At 32.9% G+C, this 24731-nt stretch carries 22 protein-coding genes and 1 tRNA gene; 17 read left to right on the top strand and 6 right to left on the bottom strand.

Annotated features, from left to right (window positions below; all coding sequences use genetic code 11):
• Nucleotides 1-293 precede the first annotated feature (293 nt).
• Together ABY285_RS02865 and xrtF are read right to left on the bottom strand one after the other, a co-directional pair.
• Nucleotides 294-728 (bottom strand): exosortase F system-associated protein, encoded by a 435-nt coding sequence (locus ABY285_RS02865; RefSeq protein ID WP_372766814.1) that lies wholly within the window; start codon nucleotides 726-728, stop codon nucleotides 294-296.
• Nucleotides 725-1273, bottom strand: a complete 549-nt coding sequence (xrtF, locus tag ABY285_RS02860) for an exosortase family protein XrtF (RefSeq protein ID WP_372766869.1) — start codon at nucleotides 1271-1273, stop codon at nucleotides 725-727. Before xrtF ends, ABY285_RS02865 begins: the two co-directional genes overlap by 4 nt.
• A gap of 29 nt (nucleotides 1274-1302) precedes the next feature.
• Here xrtF and ABY285_RS02855 point away from each other — a divergent pair, with 29 nt between their 5' ends.
• The 7 genes from ABY285_RS02855 (at nucleotide 1303) to rodA (ending at nucleotide 9096) form a co-directional block, all read left to right on the top strand.
• Nucleotides 1303-1755: a GAF domain-containing protein gene (locus ABY285_RS02855; protein ID WP_372766812.1), complete on the top strand. Its 453-nt coding sequence runs from the start codon at nucleotides 1303-1305 to the stop codon at nucleotides 1753-1755.
• 261 nt (nucleotides 1756-2016) lie between these two features.
• Entirely contained in the window at nucleotides 2017-3543 is a 1527-nt protein-coding gene (gene purH, locus ABY285_RS02850) for a bifunctional phosphoribosylaminoimidazolecarboxamide formyltransferase/IMP cyclohydrolase (protein WP_372766810.1), read from the top strand.
• A gap of 47 nt (nucleotides 3544-3590) precedes the next feature.
• Nucleotides 3591-4619, top strand: coding sequence for a rod shape-determining protein (locus tag ABY285_RS02845; protein WP_372766808.1), 1029 nt, complete (start codon nucleotides 3591-3593; stop codon nucleotides 4617-4619).
• 20 nt (nucleotides 4620-4639) lie between these two features.
• Nucleotides 4640-5470 (top strand): rod shape-determining protein MreC, encoded by an 831-nt coding sequence (gene mreC, locus ABY285_RS02840; protein WP_372766806.1) that lies wholly within the window; start codon nucleotides 4640-4642, stop codon nucleotides 5468-5470.
• The gene (mreD, locus tag ABY285_RS02835; RefSeq protein ID WP_372766804.1) at nucleotides 5463-5969 is read left to right on the top strand and encodes a rod shape-determining protein MreD; all 507 of its coding nucleotides are present in this window, start codon (nucleotides 5463-5465) and stop codon (nucleotides 5967-5969) included. Before mreC ends, mreD begins: the two co-directional genes overlap by 8 nt.
• Complete coding sequence (gene mrdA, locus ABY285_RS02830) at nucleotides 5970-7826, top strand: penicillin-binding protein 2 (protein WP_372766802.1); 1857 nt, start codon at nucleotides 5970-5972, stop codon at nucleotides 7824-7826.
• On the top strand, nucleotides 7816-9096 hold the full coding sequence (gene rodA, locus ABY285_RS02825) for a rod shape-determining protein RodA (protein WP_372766800.1): 1281 nt from the start codon (nucleotides 7816-7818) through the stop codon (nucleotides 9094-9096). The genes mrdA and rodA overlap by 11 nt, the downstream gene beginning before the upstream one ends.
• Before the next feature lie 83 nt (nucleotides 9097-9179).
• Here rodA and rpsT read toward each other — a convergent pair whose 3' ends face one another.
• From rpsT to proS, 3 genes are all read right to left on the bottom strand, one after another.
• Nucleotides 9180-9431, bottom strand: a complete 252-nt coding sequence (gene rpsT / locus ABY285_RS02820; RefSeq protein ID WP_372766798.1) for a 30S ribosomal protein S20 — start codon at nucleotides 9429-9431, stop codon at nucleotides 9180-9182.
• Between the two features lie 23 nt (nucleotides 9432-9454).
• Nucleotides 9455-9526 (bottom strand) — tRNA-Glu (locus tag ABY285_RS02815).
• Nucleotides 9527-9613: 87 nt separating this feature from the next.
• Nucleotides 9614-11092 (bottom strand): proline--tRNA ligase, encoded by a 1479-nt coding sequence (proS, locus tag ABY285_RS02810; protein ID WP_372766796.1) that lies wholly within the window; start codon nucleotides 11090-11092, stop codon nucleotides 9614-9616.
• A 105-nt stretch (nucleotides 11093-11197) separates the two neighbouring features.
• Here proS and ABY285_RS02805 point away from each other — a divergent pair, with 105 nt between their 5' ends.
• From ABY285_RS02805 to ABY285_RS02785, 5 genes are all read left to right on the top strand, one after another.
• Nucleotides 11198-12430, top strand: coding sequence for a hypothetical protein (locus ABY285_RS02805; protein WP_372766794.1), 1233 nt, complete (start codon nucleotides 11198-11200; stop codon nucleotides 12428-12430).
• 31 nt (nucleotides 12431-12461) lie between these two features.
• Entirely contained in the window at nucleotides 12462-13805 is a 1344-nt protein-coding gene (locus tag ABY285_RS02800) for an OmpP1/FadL family transporter (RefSeq protein ID WP_372766792.1), read from the top strand.
• A gap of 108 nt (nucleotides 13806-13913) precedes the next feature.
• A complete protein-coding gene (locus ABY285_RS02795; RefSeq protein WP_372766790.1) occupies nucleotides 13914-14804 on the top strand; it encodes a NifU family protein in 891 nt (296 codons plus the stop codon).
• Between the two features lie 6 nt (nucleotides 14805-14810).
• Nucleotides 14811-15539 (top strand): bifunctional demethylmenaquinone methyltransferase/2-methoxy-6-polyprenyl-1,4-benzoquinol methylase UbiE, encoded by a 729-nt coding sequence (gene ubiE, locus ABY285_RS02790; RefSeq protein WP_372766788.1) that lies wholly within the window; start codon nucleotides 14811-14813, stop codon nucleotides 15537-15539.
• 3 nt (nucleotides 15540-15542) lie between these two features.
• Nucleotides 15543-16235, top strand: coding sequence for a porin family protein (locus ABY285_RS02785; protein WP_372766786.1), 693 nt, complete (start codon nucleotides 15543-15545; stop codon nucleotides 16233-16235).
• Nucleotides 16236-16239: 4 nt separating this feature from the next.
• Here the strand turns inward: ABY285_RS02785 and ABY285_RS02780 are convergent, their stop codons facing one another.
• Nucleotides 16240-16968, bottom strand: coding sequence for a TrmH family RNA methyltransferase (locus ABY285_RS02780; protein WP_372766784.1), 729 nt, complete (start codon nucleotides 16966-16968; stop codon nucleotides 16240-16242).
• A gap of 147 nt (nucleotides 16969-17115) precedes the next feature.
• On the opposite strand from ABY285_RS02780, the gene ABY285_RS02775 reads away from it, so the two are divergent.
• The 5 genes from ABY285_RS02775 (at nucleotide 17116) to ABY285_RS02755 (ending at nucleotide 24578) form a co-directional block, all read left to right on the top strand.
• The gene (locus ABY285_RS02775) at nucleotides 17116-19524 is read left to right on the top strand and encodes a BamA/TamA family outer membrane protein (protein ID WP_372766782.1); all 2409 of its coding nucleotides are present in this window, start codon (nucleotides 17116-17118) and stop codon (nucleotides 19522-19524) included.
• 111 nt (nucleotides 19525-19635) lie between these two features.
• Nucleotides 19636-20703 (top strand): class II fructose-bisphosphate aldolase, encoded by a 1068-nt coding sequence (gene fbaA, locus ABY285_RS02770; RefSeq protein WP_372766780.1) that lies wholly within the window; start codon nucleotides 19636-19638, stop codon nucleotides 20701-20703.
• 106 nt (nucleotides 20704-20809) lie between these two features.
• A complete protein-coding gene (gene accD, locus ABY285_RS02765) occupies nucleotides 20810-21670 on the top strand; it encodes an acetyl-CoA carboxylase, carboxyltransferase subunit beta (protein ID WP_372766778.1) in 861 nt (286 codons plus the stop codon).
• Between the two features lie 272 nt (nucleotides 21671-21942).
• Nucleotides 21943-22212: a 30S ribosomal protein S15 gene (gene rpsO, locus ABY285_RS02760; RefSeq protein WP_372766776.1), complete on the top strand. Its 270-nt coding sequence runs from the start codon at nucleotides 21943-21945 to the stop codon at nucleotides 22210-22212.
• A 140-nt stretch (nucleotides 22213-22352) separates the two neighbouring features.
• Nucleotides 22353-24578, top strand: a complete 2226-nt coding sequence (locus tag ABY285_RS02755) for a polyribonucleotide nucleotidyltransferase (protein ID WP_372766774.1) — start codon at nucleotides 22353-22355, stop codon at nucleotides 24576-24578.
• Nucleotides 24579-24731 lie beyond the last annotated feature (153 nt).

Here is a 24731-nt window from a genome sequence, read left to right as displayed (position 1 = left end):
AGTAGCTAATATTTTTTTTTGTTAATATAAAGGGTCTACAATATTATACGTTGGATTCTTGAGAATGTTACAAAAAATATCACAAAACATTTTTTTAGTTTCAAAAATGACTTAATTTAAAGCAATATTTTGGGCGTTTCCGTTGAAAAAACGGGCGGGCTTTACGCTATAATCTTTTTTTCGGAAAAAAAACCTCAAAAAAGGATTTTCACTTCAATCCCTAGCGCGAATTGAATTTATAATGAAAAATTGTATGCATTTCCCAATTACTAATTACCAATTACATGTTACAATTATTTAGCCGACAATAATTTTTGATAATAAAAAGCAGGAAGTAAAATAAAAACAAACAAAGGCTGTATTAAAAATCTACGGATGTAAAAAATTAACATATAGTTTTGTGTTACATTAAATTTTAAGAGAATAAAAAGCATCAAACTCAATGCTAAAAAAGCAAGAATGTAAAATTTAGCCGAAAAATAAAGCACTTTTACATCATTAAAAACCAAATAAATAATCGCCAATGAAATGATGGTGTTTAACGCGTATCTGTAAAAAATGTTCAAAAAATAAGTACCGAAATTCAGATCGGGAATAGAGGTATATAAAAAGTTACCTTTAAAATAATCCAAAAGCGGATCATAGAAATAGGGCTGTAAAAAAGCGCGAATAGAAATCAGCATAAATAGCAGCACAACAATTAAAAGTATTCGAACTGATTTTCTCATTTTTTTAATGTTGAAAATTTCTTTACCCAAACAAACCAAAGCAAAAATGTTATTCCATATATAATGGATGGAAATATAATTTCATGCAATATGTGCTGGTACTGCGGATATCTATACAGTGCAATTGAAATAATTGCAATTCGAACAATGTTTGTGAAATAAATAAGCAAACTTCCAAATAAGATATACAAAACCGTAGCTTTAAATTTCCCGGCAAAAGCAATGATAAAAGCAATAAATAAGATGATGATGCTAATTGCATTACAGCCTTCAACTATAAAAGCGGTAAATTTACCGTTAATAAATAATTTTACGGCTAGTGTTTCAGTGTCTTGTTTTATTTCTGTTGGATAACCAAAAACGTTTAATAAATATTGTGTTTGTTCGGCAACATTTTTGGTGATTGGCGCGCACGAAAAGGGAGACGAACTGTTTTGTGTTTTTTCTAAATATAAGGAATACAGCAAAAACAATAGCAAATAAGTGCCAAAAAATTTTATTAAAAATAATACTACCGTTTTATTGCCTTTCACAAAAAAAAGAATTTTAATTTTGCATAAAATTACAAATTAATATGAATATTCTTCAATTAAAAGAATCTATAACCGCTATTGCAGAAAGCAACCAATCGGTTTCAGAAAAGAGACAGGAAATTTGCGATTACTTAAAACAAGAAATTGACTATTACCATTGGGTTGGTTTTTATTTTAAAAACGGAAATGCAGCCGAATTAAAACTGGCTGAATTTGCCGGAGAACCAACCGAGCACACTGTCATTCCATTCGGAAAAGGCATTTGCGGACAAGTGGCAATCAGTAACGAAAATTTTGTGGTTCCGGATGTTACCGCTCAAGATAATTATATTTCCTGCGGATTTAAAGTTAAAAGTGAAATTGTGATTCCCATTTTTGTAAATGGAGAAAATGTGGGGCAAATCGATATTGATTCTCACATCACAAATCCTTTTTCTGAAGCAGATGAATTGTTCTTGGAATTTGTGTGTAAAAAAGTTGCGCAATTAAAATAAACACCCCCAATAAATATATTTTTCAATGTTAAAAAAATCCCCAAAAACAAATGTCAAAACAAAACGTTTAATTGACAAAGTTTCTTTTCTGAATAAACTTTTTAGAAAAAATCATCCTAAAAATACTTCCCAAAACTACAATGAAATGGTGTCAAATTTCCACCAAAAAATTAAAAATAGTTAATTGAATTTTATGACTATTTTGTGTTGTTTAGACTATTGATTATTAGTAGCTTTGCCAAACATTTATAAAGATAACTTATGGGTACATCCAAAAAAGCAAAATCGGCACTAATTTCAGTATTTCACAAAGACGGTTTGGCGCCAATCATACAAAAATTAAATGACCTTAAGATTACAATTTATTCTACGGGTGGAACGGAGAAATTCATTAAAGAGCTTGGCGTTAGTGTAATACCGGTTGAAGATTTAACCTCATATCCTTCAATTTTAGGAGGAAGGGTTAAAACATTGCACCCAAAAGTTTTTGGAGGAATTTTATCAAGAAGAGAAAATGATAATGATATTTTGCAGTTGGTGCAATATGAAATTCCTGAAATTGATATTGTAATTGTTGATTTGTATCCGTTTGAAAAAACTGTATCCATTGGAGCTTCAGAAGAAGATATTATTGAAAAAATTGATATAGGCGGAATTTCGTTGATAAGAGCCGCAGCAAAAAACTTTAACGATGTTATTTGTGTTTCATCACTTAACCAATATGATGAGTTTTTGGAAATACTTTCATCGTCCAATGGTGAAACTACTATAGACCAACGCAAAAAATTTGCAGCAAAAGCATTTGCGGTTTCCAGTCATTATGATACCAAAATTTTCAACTATTTGAATCAGGACGAATTGGCATTCAGACAAAGTTTTGATGAAGTTTCAATTTTGCGTTATGGAGAAAATCCACACCAAAGAGGTTACTTTTTTGGAAATTTGAACGAACTTTTCGACATACTTCATGGAAAGGAACTTTCCTACAACAATTTGCTGGATGTTGATGCTGCGATAAATTTAATGAATGAGTTTAAAAATGACGAACCAACATTTGCCATTTTAAAACATAATAATGCTTGTGGCATAGCACAAAGAGCTACTTTAAAGCAAGCTTATTTGGATGCTTTAGCTGCTGATCCAACTTCTGCATTTGGTGGCGTTTTAATTTCTAATAAAGTTATTGATGCAGAAACTGCCAAAGAAATTCATCAACTTTTTTGTGAGGTTGTGATTGCACCTGGGTATAATAAAGAGGCGTTAGCGCTTCTAAAAGGCAAGAAAAATAGAATTATTTTAGTTCAGAAAGATATTGAATTGCCAGACACTCAATATAGAACCGCCTTAAATGGTGTTCTTTTTCAAGATAAAAACAACAAAACAGATGCGCTCGACGTTGTAGAATTTGTGACGTTAGAAAAACCAACCAATAGTGAATTGGAAGATTTGCTTTTTGCCTCAAAAATTTGTAAACACACCAAGTCAAATACTATTGTTTTGGCTAAAAATAAACAGCTTTTTGCAAGTGGAACCGGTCAAACCAGCCGTGTAGATGCTTTAGAGCAGGCGATTGCTAAAGCCAATCATTTTAATTTTGATTTAAAAGGAGCGGTAATGGCAAGTGATGCTTTTTTTCCATTTCCAGATTGTGTGGAGATTGCAAATAAAGCTGGAATTAACGCGGTAATTCAGCCAGGAGGTTCAATTAAGGACCAATTGTCAATTGATTATTGCAATGAGCATAAAATCTCGATGATATTTACGGGTACACGTCATTTTAAACACTAATTTAAGTAACTTTGTGAAATTTCAAATTTTTAAAACAATAAAATAATATGGGTTTTTTCGACTTTATGACCGAGGACATTGCAATTGACTTAGGCACTGCCAATACGCTTATCATTCATGAGGGTAAAGTAGTTGTGGATCAGCCATCAATAGTTGCAAGAGATAGAAGTACTGGGAAAATTATTGCAACTGGTAAAAAAGCCAGTTTAATGCAAGGAAAAACTCATGAAAATATTAAAACAATACGACCATTAAAAGATGGCGTAATTGCAGACTTCGAAGCTTCTGAACAGATGATAAAGGAGTTTATAAGAAGTATTCCAAGTATAAAAAAGCGATTTTTTACACCTTCATTGCGCATGGTAATTTGTATTCCTTCAGGAATTACACAAGTTGAAAAACGTGCTGTAATTGATTCTTCGGAACATATGAATGCAAAAGAAATATATTTAATTCATGAACCAATGGCCGCGGCTATTGGTATTGGTATTGATATTATGCAGCCTAAAGGAAACATGATTATCGATATAGGAGGCGGAACAACAGAAATTGCAGTGATCGCTTTAGGAGGTATTGTTTGTGATAAATCCATTAAAGTTGCGGGTGATGTTTTTACCAACGACATTGCCTATTATATGAGAACGCAGCATAATTTATATGTTGGAGAACGCACCGCTGAAAATATAAAAATTCAAGTTGGCGCCGCCACGGAAGATTTAGAAGTTCCGCCGGAAGATATGCTTGTTCAGGGGCGCGATTTATTAAGCGGTAAACCAAAACAAGTTCAGGTTTCATTTAGAGAAATTTCGAAAGCATTGGATAAATCTATTTTGCGAATTGAAGATGCCGTTATGGAAACGCTTTCAAAAACACCACCTGAATTGGCAGCCGATATCTACAACACCGGAATTTATTTAGCTGGTGGAGGATCTATGCTTCGCGGGTTGGACAAACGTTTGTCCAGAAAAACAGATTTGCCCGTGTATATTGCTGAAGACCCTTTAAGAGCCGTAGTTAGAGGCACGGGAATTGCATTGAAAGATATAGAAAAATTTAAGAATGTATTAATGAAATAGGTTAATTTTCTATTGTTTATATGCGGCAAATCATTTATTTTATTCAAAAATTCAGATACTTTCTGCTGTTTATAGTTTTAGAAATTTTTGCTTTTATAGTTATCATTCAGGATTATTCTTATCACCAAAGTAAATTTGTCAATTCTGCTAATTTCATTACAGGTTTTTTTTATAATAAAGTAAATTCCGTAAATGAATTTTTTCATTTAAAAGTTGACAATCAGCTTTTAAGTGAAGAGAATACACGTTTAAAAAACCTGTTGGAAAAAAGGGAAAATATTTATGCGATCGATAGTTTCACAGTTATTGATACTTCCCAATATTTTCAAAAATATGAATATTCAGTTGCGAAGATTATCAATAATAATTTTACCAAGAGAAATAATTTTTTAACACTGAACAAAGGTTCTAAACATGGTTTAAATTCAGATTTAGGCGTTATAAACAGCAAAGGAATCATAGGAGTTATTAAAAATGTATCTTCGAATTACGCGACTGTGCTTTCCATTTTAAATAATAATTCAAAAATTAATGTTCGTCTTAAAAACAGCAATCATTTTGGCACTTTAATTTGGAACGGAAAAGATTACAACATCACTCAAATCATTGATATTCCTCGACAAGCAGTAGTTAAAGCAGGAGACACAATTATTACAGGAGGTAAATCGGCAATTTTTCCGGAAGGTATACTTGTTGGCGTTGTTAAAGATTTTAAGTATGAAAAGAATAAATATCAACAAATTAATGTGTTGTTATTTAATGATATGAGTTCAATTGGCGAAGTTCAAATTGTCAAAAATCTTCAAAAAAACGAACAAATTACTCTTGAACAAAGCCTAGTGAATGAATAATATAGCAATAAATAATACAATTCGTTTTATAGCCCTGTTATTATTACAGGTTTTGGTTTTTAACCATATGAACATATTTGGGAATATTAATCCGTTGGTCTATATTGTATGGGTATTCTTATTTCCTTTTCGAAAAAAGAGAAGTTTATTTCTGATCCTAAGTTTTTTTCTGGGTATTTCTATAGATTTTTTCTCAGATTCAGGGGGGGTAAATGCTTTTGCCATAACTTTTATTGCTTATCTCCGACTTCCAATATTATTAGCGATTCTAAGAAAATCGGACTTTGATTATGCGCAATTCAACTTAAGAAACATTTCAACCAACAAAGTGTTTTTGTTTATTGTGACGTTAACATTTATTCATCATTTTATCCTTTTTAGCCTTGAATATTTTAGTTTTAATGCAATTTTGAGCATTATTTCCAACACCATATTAACAAGTGTTTTTACAATTATTATCAGTACTTTGGGGATCGTGTTGTTTACAAAAAAGAAATAGATGAAAAGAACTGGCTTATTATCTTTTTTAATTATTTTTATAGGAATTGTATATATTGCACGCTTATTTTATTTGCAGATACTTAACAATTCCTTTAATAAACCTACGCTCAATAATTCGGCCGTAAAAGTAATGTATGACTACCCGGAAAGAGGTTATATATTCGACAGAAACGGGGTTTTAATGGTGGCCAACCAATTATCTTATGATGTTATGGTTATTCCCAGAGAAGTTAAACCTATGGACACCATTGCGTTTTGTACTTTGCTTAAAATTACCAAAAAGGAATTCATTGAAAAAATTGATAAGGCTGCACATTATTCCACCAGAATTCCGTCTACTTTTTTAGCGCAGGTCTCAAAAGAAGATTATGCATCCTTACAGGAAATATTGTATAAGTTTAAGGGCTTTTATATTCAAAAACGTTCATTAAGAGAGTATCCCAAAAATTCTGCGGCAAATGTGCTGGGTTATATTAGTGAGGTAAATGAATTTATGATGAATAAAAATTCAAATTATCATTTGGGAGAATTAATCGGCACAGCAGGCGTAGAAAAATCTTATGAAGAGGTGTTGAGAGGTGTTAAGGGCGTTAAATTTATACAACGTGATAGATTTAACAAGGAAATAGGCTCTTTTAAAAATGGTCTATACGATACCCTTCCAATTTCCGGAAATGACATTACGTTAACTATTGATGCCGTTTTGCAGCAATATGGAGAAGGTTTAATGGCAAATAAACGGGGTGGCATTGTTGCGATTGAGCCTGCAACAGGTGAAATATTGGCCATGGTTTCTACGCCAACTTATGATCCAAATTTAATGGTTGGAAGAGAGCGTTCAAAAAACTTCACTAAATTTTATCTTGACAGCGTAAATAAACCTTTGCTAGACAGGGGTTTGCAGGCGCAGTATCCTCCAGGATCTCCATTTAAAGTTATTTCGGCCTTAACAGCTTTGCAGGAAAACGTAATTTCTACAGAAAGCAGTATTCAATGTTTCGGCGGTTATAAATATGGATCGGGAAAGGGTGCCTTTATGAGATGTCACTGTGAAACAAATGGGAGCCCGGTTGCATTGAATAAGGCGATTTACCGTTCCTGTAACAGTTATTTCGCAGCTGCTTACAGAAAGGTAATAGAAAAATTTCCAACCCCAACAGAAGGTGTAAATGTATGGAGTAAACATGCAAAAAGTTTTGGTTTGGGAAATTACTTAGATAATGATTTGTCCGTTGGCCAAAAGGGATCAATACCGGATGGAGCTTTATACAATAAAATTTATCCAAACGGACGGTGGAGGTCTACTGCAACAATTTCTAATTCAATTGGGCAGGGAGAGGTGTTAACCACGCCAATTCAATTGGCAAATATGACTGCTGCGATAGCAAATGAGGGGTTTTATTATATTCCCCATATTGCAAAAAAAATTAAAGATAAAAGTTTGGCTAAAAAATTTACCAAACCTATTTATACAACAATAGATAAAAAAAATTTCAAACCTGTAATTGAAGGTTTATTTGATGTATTTGATAATCCTCGAGGAACCGCAAGAGGGTCTATAGTTGAAGGTATTAAGATTTGTGGTAAGACAGGTACATCTGAAAATCCTCATGGGCAGGATCATTCCATCTTTATTGCTTTCGCACCAAAAGACAATCCGAAAATTGCCATTGCTGTTTTTGTTGAAAACGGCTATTGGGGGTCGCGATGGGCAGGGCCAATTGCAACTTTAATGATAGAAAAATACTTAAATGGAGAAACCTCAAGGCCATTGTTAGAAGAACGAATGCTCACTGGCAGTATTCAAGAGGAATATGATAAACAGTTAAAAGAACTTTTAAAAGTTGAGAAGTAGAAAAGACAATATATTTCACGGAATTGATTGGGTCTTGGTTCTCTTTTATTTCGTTTTTATCTTTTTAGGATGGATTAATATCTATGCTGCAACAATTATTAATGGAAATCAGTCTGATTTATTGAATTTTTCAACTGAATATGGAAAACAACTTATTTGGATAGGATTCAGTTTCCCTATTATTTTGTTAATTTTAATGTTTGAAGCCAAATTTTATGAAAAATATGCGTCCATTATTTATGGAAGTTCTTTATTACTTCTTGCGGGGCTTTTCATTTTAGGCAAAAATATTAATGGATCAACCTCTTGGTATGCGTTAGGAAGTTTTAGTTTTCAGCCTTCTGAAATTGCCAAAGCCGCAACAGCATTGGCAATTGCCAAATTGGTAAGTGATAAACAGTTTAATTTAAAAAAGTTATCTGTACAAGCCCAGGCTTTATTGGTTTTGTTTTTCCCGGCAGTATTAATAATAATGCAACCCGATCCAGGTTCAGCATTGGTTTATACAGCATTTATTTTTGTTTTGTACAGAGAGGGATTGCCTTTTTATTACATAACAATTGGGTTTATTGCCACATTCTTATTTGTGATTACACTTTTATTGGGTTATCCGGTGACACTAATTAGTACTTCAATATTTTTTATTTGTATTCTTTTATTTTTTATTTTTTATCGACTAAGGGCTTTCAAAAAGGGATGGGTTAAAATAATGGGAATCTACTTGGTTTCAGTTATGTTTATTTTTAGTGTTGATTTTGTTTTTAATCAGGTATTTGAGCAGCATCACAGGGATAGATTTAACATCATCCTTGGCAAAACTGTAGACACCAAAGGTATTGGGTATAACACAAACCAATCTGTCACTACAATTGCTTCAGGAGGTTTTTTTGGGAAAGGATTTTTACAAGGCGAAAGAACGCAAGGTAATTTTGTGCCGGAACAAAATACAGATTATATATTTACTACAGTTGGTGAAGAATGGGGATTTCTTGGCAGCGCTATTGTCATAATTTTGTTTGTTGCCTTCTTATTGAGAATTATCAGTAAGGCGGAACAACAAAAATCTAAATTCAGCAGAATTTACGGGTATAGTATTGTCGCAATATTTTTCATGCATTTTGTAATAAATATAGGAATGGTAATTGGGTTGGTCCCAACTATCGGAATCCCATTGCCATTTTTTAGTTACGGAGGTTCTGCACTTTGGGGATTTACAATATTACTTTTTATATTTGTCAGACTTGATGCCAACAAAACGTATGAGTGGTAAATTCTTCTTTAAATAAACTCAAATTACCCCAAACAAAAAAGCATCCACAAAAGGGATGCTTTTTTAAATTGTAGTTTTAAAAATTATAATGCAGCTACGTGCTTAGCTAATTTAGATTTTAAGTTACCCGCTTTATTTTTGTGAATAACATTCTTTTTAGCTAATTTATCTAGCATTGATACCACTTTTGGAAATAACGCTACAGCTTCCTCCTTTTCGGTCGCAGCACGTAAATTTCTAACAGCATTACGAGTTGTTTTGTGCTGATATTTATTTCTTAATTGCTTAGCGCGATTGCTTCTAATTCTCTTTAATGCTGACTTGTGATTTGCCATTTTTATTTTTTTTAACTTTTTTGTAGTCCGTAGGGGAATCGAACCCCTGTTACCAGGATGAAAACCTGGCGTCCTAACCCCTAGACGAACGGACCATTATGTATTTATTGACAATTCTATTTTGTCAATGCGGATGCAAAAATACAACTATTTTTTATATCACAAAATATTTCTGTATAAAATTAATAGGCTTTTGCAAATAATACTCTTTGAACTGATGTTTCCCCAGTAAACACGCACTTTCCTGTCTCAATTTTATTATTTAAGGGAATGCATCTTATTGTTGCTTTTGTTAAATCCTTAATTTTCTCTTCAGTTTTAGCGGTGCCATCCCAATGTGCCGAAATAAATCCGCCTTTGGTATTTAGTACTTCTTTAAATTCTTCAAATGAATTAACTTCTGTAATATGAGTTTCTCTGTATTGAAGTGCTTTATTGTATAAATTTTCCTGAATTTCGTTTAATGTTTTTTCAACATGCTCAACAACAGAATTTTGAGATATGTTTTGCTTTTCAAGGGTGTCTCTTCGTGCAATTTCCAAGGTGCCGTTTTCTAAATCTTTTGGCCCCATGGCAATTCTTAAAGGAATTCCTTTTAATTCATATTCTGCAAATTTCCATCCTGGTTTATAGGTGGTTCTATTGTCATATTTTACTGAAATGCCTTTTTTGCGTAAATCTTTTACAATTTCATTAATTTTAGCTGAAATGCTTTCCAATTGCTCGTCGGTTTTATAAATTGGAATAATTACGACTTGAATCGGCGCAAGGTTTGGAGGAAGTACCAATCCTAAATCGTCAGAATGCGTCATAATTAGTGCGCCAATTAATCGGGTGGAAACTCCCCAGGATGTTGCCCAAACATATTCTTGTTTCCCTTCTTTGGTAGTAAACCTAACGTCAAATGCTTCTGCGAAATTTTGCCCTAAAAAGTGAGAAGTTCCTGCCTGCAATGCTTTTCCGTCTTGCATGAGTCCTTCAATACAATAGGTTTCCTCGGCACCGGCAAATCGTTCACTATCAGTTTTTAGACCTTTTATCACTGGCATGGCCATATATTTTTCAGCAAAATCAGAATATAAGTCCAATATTAATTCAGCTTCTGTGATGGCTTCATTTTTAGTTGCATGAGCAGTATGCCCTTCTTGCCATAAAAATTCTGATGTTCGCAAAAACAATCGGGTACGCATTTCCCAACGCACAACATTTGCCCATTGGTTTATCAGTAATGGTAAATCACGATAAGATTGAATCCAACCTTTATAGGTACTCCAAATAATGGCCTCACTTGTAGGTCGAACAATTAATTCTTCTTCTAATTTCGCATTTGGGTCAACCATCAATTTTCCTGGTCTGTCTGGATCATTTTTTAATCGATAATGAGTTACAACAGCGCATTCTTTGGCAAATCCTTCAGCATTCTTCTCTTCAGCTTCAAACATGCTTTTAGGAACAAAAAGAGGGAAATAAGCGTTTTCGTGCCCCGTTTCTTTAAACATTCTGTCCAATTCGGCCTGCATTTTTTCCCAAATTGCATAGCCGTAAGGTTTGATGACCATACAGCCTCTAACCCCTGAGTTTTCAGCCAAATCGGCCTTAACCACGAGTTCATTATACCACTTGGAGTAGTCAGTTTCTCTCTTTGTTAAATTCTTGCTCATAATCAAAAGTTTGGCATAAATGTTGCGCCTATTTTAATGAAAATTATTAATTTCGACAAAATTAGTTTTTTTTAAATAGTTCAACAATAAAAACCACAACTGATTATGAAAGCTTCAAAAAAAATTAACCTAAAAACCTCACAAATTGGCCTTTTAATGCTGCTGGTTGGTGGTTTATATTCTTGTGGCACTTATCAAAGTGTGTACAACGGTGATGATGATGGTATTTATGTTTCAAATAATCAGCCTGATAATGAGGTAGTTATTGTTGAAAATCAATCTAATTTTGATCAAAATTATTTTTATAATCAGCTTGAAGATTTACAAAATTTAAAGCAAGAGGATACTTTTACGGAGATTGACGATTATTTTTATGATGATACAGCTGTTCAGGATGATGAATTATACACAAATTACAATGAGCCTTGGGGATATGATGGTGATGTTGTAATTAACATAAACAGCGGTTATGGCTATATGAGTCCTAATTATTATTGGTACAACCCGTTTTATCAATCTTACTATAACAATTATTATCCATATTATTACAATCCTTGGAGTTACAATTATTACAATCCATATTATTCTTATGGATATAATCCTTATTATTTTGAATCTTACGGATATTATGGCAATTATTACCCATATCGTTCTAATTATTACTATAATTATCCATATTCTTATGGAAGAAACTATGACAGTTATGGAAAAAGATCAAGTTATAATACAAGAAGAAGGGCATATGACAATACAAATTCATCAACTTTAAGTCGAAGAAGCAGCAGTACAGAGGCCAATTCAACAAGAAGAAATGTAAACACATCAACAAGAAGATCTTCTGACGGCAATTTGAACAGAAACAACAACAGCAATCGTAATAATTCTATTAATAGGCAACCAACAAGATCAAATAATACTATTCGAAGAGGTTCAAACAATACAATTCAAAGAGGTTCAAATTCAAATGAACGTTCATCATCAACCAGAAGGAATTCATCATATAATTTTTCACCGACTAATATGAGGTATTATTCAAATGAGAGAGCGTCGTCGGTTAACCGCAATGGTGGTTCAGCCATTAGGGTAAATCCAAACTATTCTGGTAATCGAAATTCAAATACCACTAGAAATACTCCAAATACGACTAGAAGGGAAAGTAATACGAATAACGTTAGAAGAGAAAGTAATTCTAACACGAATGCAAATAATAATACAAGAAGATCTTCCAATGGAAATTCTTCATCAGGCAGAAGTTCAAATAGCGTGCAAAGAAGTAGTTCATCACAATCATCTTCTTCAGGTTCATCATCAAGAAGCAGTTCAAGAAGGGATAATTAAAAATTTTTAGGTTTAATTAATTCGAAAAAGTATGAAAAAATTATATTTATCATTAACATTATTGTGCTTTGGTTATTTTTTAAATGCACAAACATTAGGGTATAATGATATTGGCGTCTTATTTTCAAAGGAAAAAATAAATGGAACCGCTCGTTATAATGCTATGAGTGGCGCTTTTGGTGCATTGGGTGGAGATTTATCGGCGATTGAAATAAATCCTGCCGGCGCTGCCGTATTTTTGAAAAGCGAATTCGCAATATCATTAGATATTAGAAACACGAAAACGTCGGCTGATTTTTACGGAAATAGTTTGTTGAGTGAAAATGAATACACAAATCTATCTCAAGCAGGTGGTGTTTTTGTTTTTAGAGGTTACGGCAATAATTCAGAATGGAGCAATATTGCATTGGGATTTAACTACAGCATTGCCAATGATTTTGAAAACTTATGGATTGCGGAAGGGAATAGTGGGTATTCACCATTAACAGACTATTATGATTACGAACCAGTTGTTTATGTAAATGCTGAAAATCAATATTTTGAGAATTTAACCGATGGAAAAAATAATAAATATTCATTTACAATCGCCGCTCAACACAATGATAACTTATTTCTTGGCGCATCTGTCAATACTTATGATGTTGAATATTTCCAACGTACATTAACTGAAGAATACAATAATGATGGAAATGGCAATACATTAGATTTATTTTCTCGCCAAGAATTGTTAACCTATGGCAATGGAGTTTCTTTTAATTTTGGTGTAATTTCAAAACCCAGTGATAATGTCCGCCTAGGGTTGGCTTACCAATCACCTGTTTGGTACACCTTCTCTGAAGATTTCGTAGAATATGATGATGAAATTCATCTAAGCAGCACCAATGAAATAATTACGGAATATTCAGGAATAAATTCCTTCGACTATAAGTTAAGAACACCAAGCAAATTTACCGGAAGTTTTGCGTATATTTTTAGCACGAACGGACTTGTAAGTGTTGATTACAGTTTAAAAAATTATAGTAATATTAAATTGAGCAATGCCAATTTCAGTGCAGAAAATCAGGCTTTTGAAAACGATTTAGAAAATGTTGGAGAATTGCGTATCGGAACGGAATGGCGCTTTGATAATTTTTCAGTAAGAGGCGGTTTTCACTTTGAAAACAGTCCTTATAAAAGTGCTGTAAGTTCTGACAATTTAGAAGGATTTTCACTAGGGGCAGGCTATAAATTTAGAGGAGGTAAAGTAGATTTCTCTTACCAAAAAGCAACCAATACAGCTCCATATAATTTTTATCCTCAAAGCAATGATGTAAATTCAGCCGAGTTGGATTTTGATACTTCAAAATTTACGGCAACATTGGTTTTGAATATTTAAATTAACTATAAAATCTCAAAAAAAAACGTCTCATGCCATGAGGCGTTTTTTTATTTTTAACCAAGTACATGAAGGATGTTTTATGTATTTTTGCACAAACTATTAAAAATGAAAAATATAGAACTTAACATAGAAAAAACAAATATAGCAACGATACTGAAATTTACTTCAAGTGATATTTTAACCAGTGGAAGTCATCAGTTCAATAATATTGATGAAGCTAAAAATTCACCATTAGCGCAGCAATTGTTTTATTTGCCATTCGTTAAACGCGTATATATTTCCGCAAATTTTATTGCGCTTGAGCGATTTTCCATTGTGGAATGGAGCGATGTGCAAGAAGAAGTAAAGGAGCAAATTGAAAACTACCTGAACAACGGAGGAGTATTGGTCTCAGAAGAAGCTGCCCCAAAAAAAAATCCTGTTGAAGTATATGCGGAATCAACCCCAAATCCTTCAGTATTAAAGTTTGTTGCCAATATTAAATTGGTTGAAAATGATTTGGAATTTAAAAATAGGGAAGAAGCTGAAAATGCACCTTTAGCCTTTGAATTATTTAATTTTCCTTTTGTGAAAGAAGTGTTTATTTCAGAAAATTATGTTTCAATCACAAAAAATAATACCGTTGAATGGAATGAAATAACTGTTGAAATAAGAAGTTTTATCAAGCAATTTATTGCTGATGGAAAAACAATAGCTTTGGAGAATGCAGTTCAGCAAAAAGTCTCACAAGTTTATGCGTCTACTATTGAACTTGACGATATTTCTAAGCAAATTATTGATATTTTAGAGGAATATATTAAACCGGCTGTTGCCGCAGATGGCGGAAATATCATGTTTCAGTCATATGAAGCATCTTCAAAAACAGTAAATGTTATATTGCAAGGTGCTTGCAGCGGTTGCCCATCATCAACCATCACGCTAAAAAACGGGATTGAAAATATGTTGAAGGAACTTATTCCCGGAAAAATTAACGAAGTTATAGCAGTTAACGACTAATTGGCTATGGCAGAAAAAGTTACACCTTACAAAGATTCAGATCTTAGCAAAAAAGAACAAGTCACAAAAATGTTTGATGCCATTTCTAATGAATACGATGGTTTAAATCGGGTTATTTCTTTCGGAATTGATATAAAATGGCGCAAAAAAGTGGTTGAAATTGTTGGAAAAATAAATCCTGATTCAATTTTAGACATTGCCACAGGAACAGGCGATTTGGCTATCAATTTATCCAAAACAAAAGCTTCAAAAATTGTAGGCCTTGATATTTCTGACGGAATGCTTGACGTAGGACGAAAAAAAATTGAAAAACTTCAGTTAAACAAGACTATAGAAATGGTGCTTGCAGATTCTGAAAAAATGCCTTTTGAAGATAATTCTTTTGATGCCATTACAGTTGCTTTTGGCGTTCGGAATTTTGAAAATCTTGAAAAAGGATTGGCAGAAATTTACAGGGTTTTAAAAGTGGGAGGAATTTTCGTGGTCTTGGAAACATCGATTCCAACCAAAACGCCTTTCAAACAAGGGTATAAATTTTATGCCAAATACATACTGCCTTCCATTGGAAAACTGTTTTCAAAAGACAAAGTTGCCTATCAATATTTGTCTGATTCGGCAGCTTCCTTTCCTTATGGACCAGCCTTCAACAATATTTTGCATAAAATTGGGTTTATAGCTATTGAAAATAAACCGCAAACATTTGGTGTTGCTTCAATTTATATTGCAAAAAAATAGTACATGAAAAAGGCATTTATTATCATTTTTTTAATATTCTTTTCTCTAAAGAATCTTCAAGCCCAAAAAAGAGATATTGTTCAATACAGACAAAATTGGGACAAACAGCAGGTTTTTTGGGGGTATTTTTTAGGAGTTAATAAAAAGGATTATAAAATATCCTATAAAACGGACGGTGCTTTTATTGTTTCAACGCCAAGTTTGGGTTTTGAAGTTGGACTTATTGGTGATTTTCGGTTGCATAAAAATATTAGTTTAAGATTAGAACCTGGGCTTTCAAGCAATTCAAAAGAACTTGCATTTACACATATTGAGGGAGAGAACGATAGTATAAGAGAAGTGAATTCAACCTATTTTAGAGTTCCTTTATTGCTCAAGTTTAATACGGACCGATTAAATAATATGCGGCCATATGTTATTGGTGGCGTTTCTTACGATTATAATTTTTCCAGCAATCAGGACAATCCCGATGATAATAAACAAGGGGAATTTAGAACCAAAAAGAATAATTTTTCCTATGAACTTGGTATTGGCGTAGATTTATACCTGCCTTATTTTATTTTTTCACCTTCAATCAGAGGTGTTTTTGCCATTAATGATGAGCTTGTCAGGGATGATGACCTGAACAGTCCGTGGACAGGTTCGGTTGATTATTTTGGAACAAGAGGTGTTTTTATAAAATTTGCTTTTCATTAAACGATTAGGTCAATCGCTTAAATTCACTCAATAATATTGCGGCAGCAGTTGCTACATTTAAACTTTCGGTCTGCTTTAACACGCCAAACCTCGGTATTGAAATGGTATTGGTTATTAATTTTAAAATGGAGTCTCGAATGCCGTTCGCTTCATTTCCCAGAACCAACAAAGCACTTTCGGGTAAGCTGCTTTTATATACATTTTCACCATCCATAACCGCAGCAAATTTTGGTAAATTTGAGTTTTGTAAATAAGCAGCCAAATCCGTATAAATTATCGAAACTCTGGTTAAAGAACCCATGGAGGACTGCACTACTTTTTGGTTATAGCAATCGACCGTGTTGGTGGAGCAAATCAATTGGTCCACACCAAACCAATCGCATAATCTAATAATGGCACCTAAATTTCCCGGATCGTTAATTTCATCCAAAGCAACAATTAAACCTGATTTTATGGAAGGTGTTTCTGCAGGAATCTTAAAAAGTGCCAAAACATTGTTTGGCGTCACAAGGGTGCTTATTTTTTTTAATTCGGTTTCAGAAATTTCAGTAACTTCCTCTAAATTTTTATAGATTAAATTGTCAACACAAAATAAGTGTTCCAATTCAAAATCAGAGTTTAAAAATTCAGCTACAATTTTAGTGCCTTCAGCAACAAATAAATGACGTGCAGTTCGGAACTTTTTTTGATTAAGGCTCGTTATTGTTTTTAATTGATTTTTACTTAAACTCATTAATTTATTTATAAAAAATAGTAATTTGTTATACCATTGAAAAGTTATACTTTTGAAACAAATTTAAACGCTTATTTATTGAAAACCAATTTTATAATATTATTAATTTTTGTAGGTGTATTTTTTGGTTTTTTATCGTGTAATTCAGTGAAGTACGTTTCTGAGAATGAATTTTTACTTGTAAAAAACAAGGTTATTGTTAACGATAAAAAAAATGCTAGCGATGAAATAAACGATTATATTGTCCAACGCCCCAATCAATTGGTGCTTGGTGTTGCCTTGCCGCTGCATTTTTATAATTTGGGAAACAAAAATTTTGAAACTGATTTTGATATATGGAAATTAGAAAATCCGGGCTGGTATAATTTTACAACGGGCGTATTTTCTGAAAAACAAGCGCGGGGTGTTCGAAATTTCAAATTTAAAATGCATCAGTGGATACTTAATAATGGAGAGCCTCCTGTAATTTTAGACACAAAAAAAGCTTCACAAACTGTTAAAAACTTAACGCAGCACTATTACAATGAAGGTTATTTTAATGCTAAGGCAGACTTTGATGAGCATCATTTGAAAAATAAGAAAGCTTCTATTGATTATATTGTTGATACAGATAAACCTAATCAATTGGACAGCATTACAACAAATATACAATCGGCTGTTTTGGACTCCATCTATGAAATTCATAAAAGCAAATCCAAAATTAAAGAAGGAGACCAATTTAGACTTTCTTCATTTGTTAATGAACAAAACAGGTTAACTAATTTATTTAGAAATTCAGGAATTTATAGATTTTACAAAAACGCAATCACTTTTGAAGTTGATACATCATCTACGGATTACAAATCGGATGTTGTGCTTCTTATTGATGGCAATACAGGTTCTGTTCCATTTAAGGTACAGAAAATTCAGAAAGTTAATATTTATACCGATTATTCCTTTTCCAATTCTGGAGATAATTCAATAAAAGACAGTATAAATTACAAAGGATTTTCATTTTTTGCCCAGGAAAAATTAAAATATAATCCGAAGTATTTATTAAATTCTATTTTTATTGAAGCAAATGATATTTATAAAGATGAAACTAGAGAGTTAACGAGAAAAAACATAAGAGGTCTTCAAAACTTCAGAACAGTTGATATAAAATATGAAGAACTGGATAATGACATGTTGGAAGCTTCCATCTATTTATCGCCTCTTAAGAAATATTCTATTGGGATTAATACAGAACTTACACATTCAAATATCAGGCAACTAGGGATTTCAGGAAAGCTTTCATTTTTAGACAGAAATATTTTTAGAGGGGCTGAGTTGTTTAAATTTTCTATACAGGGTTCGTTTTTAGATTCAAAAGATGCGGCTGAAAAATCAAAATTATTAAATGCTTGGGAAATTGGAGGAGATATTTCATTAGAACTTCCAAGATTTGTGTTTCCGGTTAAATTTGAAAAATTAATTCCGAAAAGCATGGCTCCAAAAACAATTTTTACTTTGGGAACAAGTTTGCAGAAAGATATTGGACTGGATAAACAAATATTCACAGGAATTGTTGATTATACATGGGAATCTTCAAAAACAAAAAATCACAGTTTTCAGTTATTGAATGCGCAATTTATCAAAAATTTAAATATTGAATCTTATTTTAATATTTACAAATCTGAATTTAATGAAATTCAGTATATAGCAAACACTTATTTTAATGACACCTTAACCACTGATGGCGCAATAGGATTTATTGACACCAAAATTGATGCAAATTTTGAAGAAAGTAATCCTTCAGAATATAAAATTATCAGAAATATCAGAAATCGTTACAATATTATTACTGAAGATGTTTTGGTTCCTTTAATGGCTTATACATTTACCTATAATAATAGTGAAAATTATAAAGACACTGATTTTTCATTTTTCAGATCACGTGTGGGAGCATCAGGGAACCTAACCTCGCTTTTGGCTAAAAACATAGATGTCAATAACAAAAAAACGCTTTTTGGAATACCAATAGCCCAATATGTGAGGGTCGATTTGGAATACAAAAAATTCTGGGACGTATCAGAAAAAACTGTTTTGGTCTTCAGAAGCTTTTTAGGAGTGGCGGTACCTTATGGGAATTCAAAAACAATACCTTTTAGCAGAAGTTATTTTATTGGAGGCCCGAATGATTTAAGAGCCTGGAAAATTTATGATTTAGGTCCGGGATCTACAAAAAGCGGGTTGGAGTTCAACGTTGGAAATCTTAAATTTATAAATAGTTTAGAGTATAGATTTAATGTGATTAACAGTATAAATGGCGCATTATTTGTTGATGCAGGTAATATTTGGGAAATTTCAAATGCTTCAATAACTGCATCGGAAGCAAAATTTAAAGGAATCAACTCAATAAAAGATATTGCGATAGGTACAGGTTTTGGACTTCGATATGATTTAAGTTTTATTTTATTGCGGTTGGATTTAGGATTTAAAACTTATGAACCTTATCTTTCAGAAGGAGACAAATGGTTTAAGAATTATAATTTAGCGCATTCTGTTTTTAATTTTGGGATAAGTTATCCTTTTTAAATCAGAAGTTTAAAACTATTTCGATTTCGTTTTTTTTCTATTCATATGTTTATTTAATAGGGATAATTCCTTAATTTTGCTATAATTCACAATAACTACATATAAAATATTATGGGTCAAACAATTAAATCGGGAGTTGCAACAGGAAAAACAGTACAAGAACTTTTTAAGTTGGCAAAAGCCAAAAATTTTGCAATACCAGCAGTAAATGTTATCGGATCGAACACAATTAACGCTGTTTTAGAAACAGCAAAGGAGTTGAATTCACCTGTAATTATTCAATTTTCAAATGGAGGAGCTCAATTTAACGCGGGGAAAGGATTGTCCAATCTAAACCAAAAAGCTGCTATCGCAGGAGCTGTTGCGGGCGCTAAACACATTCATTTATTGGCGGCTGCTTATGAAATTCCTGTTATTTTGCATACAGACCATTGCGCAAAATCATTATTGCCTTGGATTGATGGTTTATTGGATGCCGGAGAGCAATTTTATAAAGAGAATGGCGTGCCACTTTTCAGTTCCCATATGCTAGATTTATCAGAAGAGCCAATTGAAGAAAACATTGAAATTTGTAAAAAATATCTTCAGCGTATGGCTAAAATGGGGATGACTTTAGAAATTGAATTGGGAATTACCGGAGGTGAAGAAGATGGTGTTGATAATTCTGATGTTGATTCCTCAAAATTATATACCCAACCAGATGAGGTTGCCTATGCTTATGAAGAACTTAAAAAAGTGAGCGATTGCTTTACCATTGCAGCATCTTTTGGAAATGTTCACGGCGTATATAAACCCGGGAATGTAAAATTAACACCAAAAATTTTAGACAATTCTCAAAAATTTATTCAAAATAAATTCAAGACAGGCGTAAATCCTGTAGATTTTGTATTTCACGGTGGTTCAGGATCAACAGTTGAGGAAATTAGAGAAGCTATTGGTTACGGCGTTATAAAAATGAATATTGATACTGATCTTCAATTTGCTTTTACAGAAGGAATTAGAGATTATATGGTTAACAACATAGATTACTTAAAAACGCAAATAGGAAATCCAGACGGCGCCGATCAGCCAAATAAAAAATATTACGATCCAAGAAAATGGTTGCGAGAAGGTGAACTTACTTTTAAAACTCGTTTAATACAGGCTTTTAAAGATTTAAACAATGTTAACACATTATAGATCTTAGGATTACAATTAAAAATTCATAAAGAGAGCATATTTTTATATGTTCTCTTTATTTTTTTTAGTAATTTGCACCTCTTATTTTCACTAAAACAACATAGTTATGTCATCTTGGTTTAAAAGAAAAGATAAAGGAATTCAAACTCCAACAGAAGATAAAAAAGACGTGCCGAAAGGCTTGTGGTATAAAACGCCTAGCGGCAAGATTGTTGACGCTGCAGAACTGAAACAAAATTACTATGTTAGCCCAGAAGACGGTTACCATGTTAGAATAGGAAGTGCCGAATATTTTGAAATTCTTTTTGATAATAATACTTTCAAAGAATTTGATAAAGATATGGTTTCTAAAGATCCACTAAAATTTTCTGACAGCAAAAAATATGTAGATAGGCTTGAAGAAGCTTACGAAAAAACAAAACTTAAAGATGCGGTTAGAACAGCTGTCGGTAAGTCGTTGGGTAAGGATTTAGTTATTGCTGCCATGGATTTTGCTTTTATTGGCGGTTCCATGGGAAGTGTAGTAGGCGAAAAAATATCGAGAGCAATTGATTACTCAATTCAGAAAAAAATTCCGTTTTTAATGATTTCAAAATCAGGCGGGGCAAGAATGCAGGAAGCCTCTTATTCATTAATGCAATTGGTAAAAACATCGGCTAAATTAGCACAGCTTGCTGAAGTGAATATTCCTTATATTTCATTATGTACAGATCCAACAACTGGCGGTACAACGGCATCATATGCCATGCTTGGTGACATAAATATTGCTGAGCCAAATGCTTTAATCGCTTTTGCCGGACCAAGAGTTGTTAAAGACACTACAGGCAAAGATTTGCCGGAAGGATTTCAACGTTCGGAATTTGTTTTGGAACATGGTTTTTTAGATAAAATTATTGAAAGAAAACACCTGAAAAAGCAAATTAATTTATACATTGATTTAATTCAAAACTTACCAGTAAGAAAATAAGAAAAGCGAGCTCCAAAAGGCTCGCTTTTTTAATATATTCAAGTATCCTAATTCAATAAAAGCAAATCCAATTTTAGATTTTCAATTTTTTTTGATACATTATATTTTTTGCTGGCAGAGCATTATTGCAGGTGAGTGGTTTAATATTAATTTTAAAAACAAAATATCACTTCGTAATTAATTGTAAATCAATAATAATAATAGTATATTTGCCGACTGCAAGCCATAAGGTTTAGCAATACATAAAAATTATTAATAAAATTAATGTTAGCATGTACTTAACTAAAGAGAAAAAAGAAGAGATTTTCGCAAAACACAGTGAATCAGCCACAAACACAGGTTCGTCTGAAGGGCAAATTGCCTTATTTACTTTTAGAATTAATCACTTAACAGAACACTTAAAAAGAAATCGTAAAGATTTTAACACTGAGCGTTCATTGGTGAAATTGGTAGGTAAAAGAAGAAATATACTTGATTACTTAATTAAAAATGATATTGTGAGATATCGTGAAATTATTAAGGAATTAGGCATAAGAAAATAATTTCACTAAAAAAGAGGCTTATTTTGCCTCTTTTTTTTTAACTTATTTCAAAATAAAAAAGCAACAAATTAAACTTTTCATTGGGCAACACACAACAACACAACACAAACCAATTGTTTAATTAAATTAAAAAATTATTTATGGTACCTAAGGTATTTCGACAAATTATTGATTTAGGAGATGGAAGAACCATTTCTCTTGAAACCGGAAAATTAGCAAAACAAGCGCATGGTTCTGTTGTTGTTCAATCAGGGAAATGTATGTTGTTATGTACAGTTGTTTCCAATTACAAACAAAGTGATGTCGATTTTTTACCATTAACGGTAGACTATCGTGAAAAATTTGCAGCTTCAGGGCGTTACCCTGGTGGTTTCTTCAAAAGAGAAGCAAGACCTAGCGACGGAGAAGTACTGACAATGCGTTTAGTAGACAGAGTGTTACGTCCTCTTTTTCCAAAAGATTACCACGCTGAAACACAAGTGATGATTCAGTTAATGTCTCATGACGAAGACGTAATGCCAGAAGCAATGGCAGGATTAGCAGCATCTGCAGCAATTCAATTAAGTGACTTCCCATTCGAATGCCCAATTTCTGAAGCACGAGTAGGTAGAGTCAATGGCAAATTTGTTATTAACCCAACACGCTCACAATTAGAAGAGTCAGACATAGAAATGATAATTGGAGCTTCAGCAGATTCAGTAATGATGGTTGAAGGTGAGATGGATGAATGTAGTGAAGAAGAAATGGCAGAAGCTATTAAATTTGCTCATGAGTCTATTAAATTGCAAATTGCTGCTCAAGTTCGTTTAGCAGAAGCCGTCGGCAAAAAAGAAGTTCGTGAATATCAAACTGCTGAACAAAACGAGGACTTAGCAAAAAGAATACGTGATTTAGCTTATGATAAATGTTATGCAATAGCAAAACAAGGAACGTCTAAAGTAGAACGTACTGCTGCTTTTTCTGAAGTTAAAGAAGAAGTTAAAGCTTCATTTACCGAAGAAGAAATGGCTGAATTTGGTCATCTTGTTGGTGGATATTATAACAAAGCAGAAAAGGAAGCCGTTCGTGAATTAACTTTAAGTGAAGGTTTACGATTAGATGGTAGAAAAACTGATGAAATTAGACCAATTTGGTGTGAAGTTGATTATTTACCATCAACACATGGTTCTGCTATTTTTACACGTGGCGAAACCCAAGCTTTGGCAACAGTTACTTTAGGAACATCTAGAGATGCTAATAAAATTGACATGCCATCTTTTGAAGGTGAAGAGAACTTCTATTTACATTACAACTTCCCTCCTTTTTGTACAGGAGAAGCACGGCCTTTAAGAGGAACATCTCGTCGTGAAGTTGGACATGGTAATTTAGCACAACGTGCATTAAAAGGAATGATTCCTGATAATTGTCCGTATACAGTACGTGTTGTAAGTGAGGTGCTAGAAAGCAACGGTTCGTCTTCAATGGCAACTGTTTGTGCTGCTACAATGGCTTTAATGGATGCTGGAGTTCAAATGACAAGACCTGTATCTGGTATTGCAATGGGACTAATTTCTGATGGTGATCGTTATGCTGTATTATCTGATATTTTAGGGGATGAAGATCACTTAGGAGATATGGACTTTAAAGTTACTGGTACTTCTAAAGGAATTACAGCTTGCCAGATGGATATTAAAATTAAAGGCTTGCCTTATGAAATTTTAGTGAATGCTCTAAAACAAGCTCGTGCAGGTCGTTTACATATCTTAGATAAAATTACTGAAACAATTGAAGCTCCTGCTGCAGATGTGAAACCACATTCTCCAAAAATGGTGACTAGAAGAATTCCTAACGAATTTATTGGTGCATTAATTGGCCCAGGAGGAAAAGTAATTCAAGAGATGCAAAAAGAAACTGGAACTACTATTGTAATTAATGAAGATCCAGTAACTGAAGAAGGTATTGTAGAAATTTTAGGTGTTGGGCAAGATGGTATTGACGCTGTTTTAGCTAAAATAGATTCTTTACTATTCAAACCGCAAGTTGGTGGTGTTTATAATGTAAAAGTAATTAAAATGCTCGATTTTGGTGCAGTTGTAGAATATCTTGACGCTCCGGGAAATGAAGTGTTATTGCATATTTCTGAATTGGCATGGGAACGTACAGACAATGTTACCGATGTTGTGAATATGGGTGATGTTTTTGACGTAAAATATTTTGGTAAAGATCCAAAAACGCGTAAAGATAAAGTATCTCGAAAAGCACTTATGCCAAAACCAGAGGGGTTTGTAGAAAGACCTCCACGTGACAGCAGCAGAGATAATAGAGGTGGCGGTAGAGATAATCGCGGTGGTGACAGAGACAGAAAACCTAGAGAAAGAAGAGATTAATAATATTTCTCTTTGAACTAAATACTAAAAAATGGCTTCTCAAATTTGAGAAGCCATTTTTGTTTTGTGTTTAATTAATGAAAATAATCACTTTTTGAATTTAAATATACAATCAATTTTTATTACTTTAGGCGACTGTAAAATAAATTGGAT

The organism is Lutibacter sp. (genome assembly GCF_041555395.1).
Lineage (GTDB): Bacteria > Bacteroidota > Bacteroidia > Flavobacteriales > Flavobacteriaceae > Lutibacter.
Note: the sequence above shows the minus strand (reverse complement) of the source record. Positions and strands in the feature narration are given on the sequence as shown.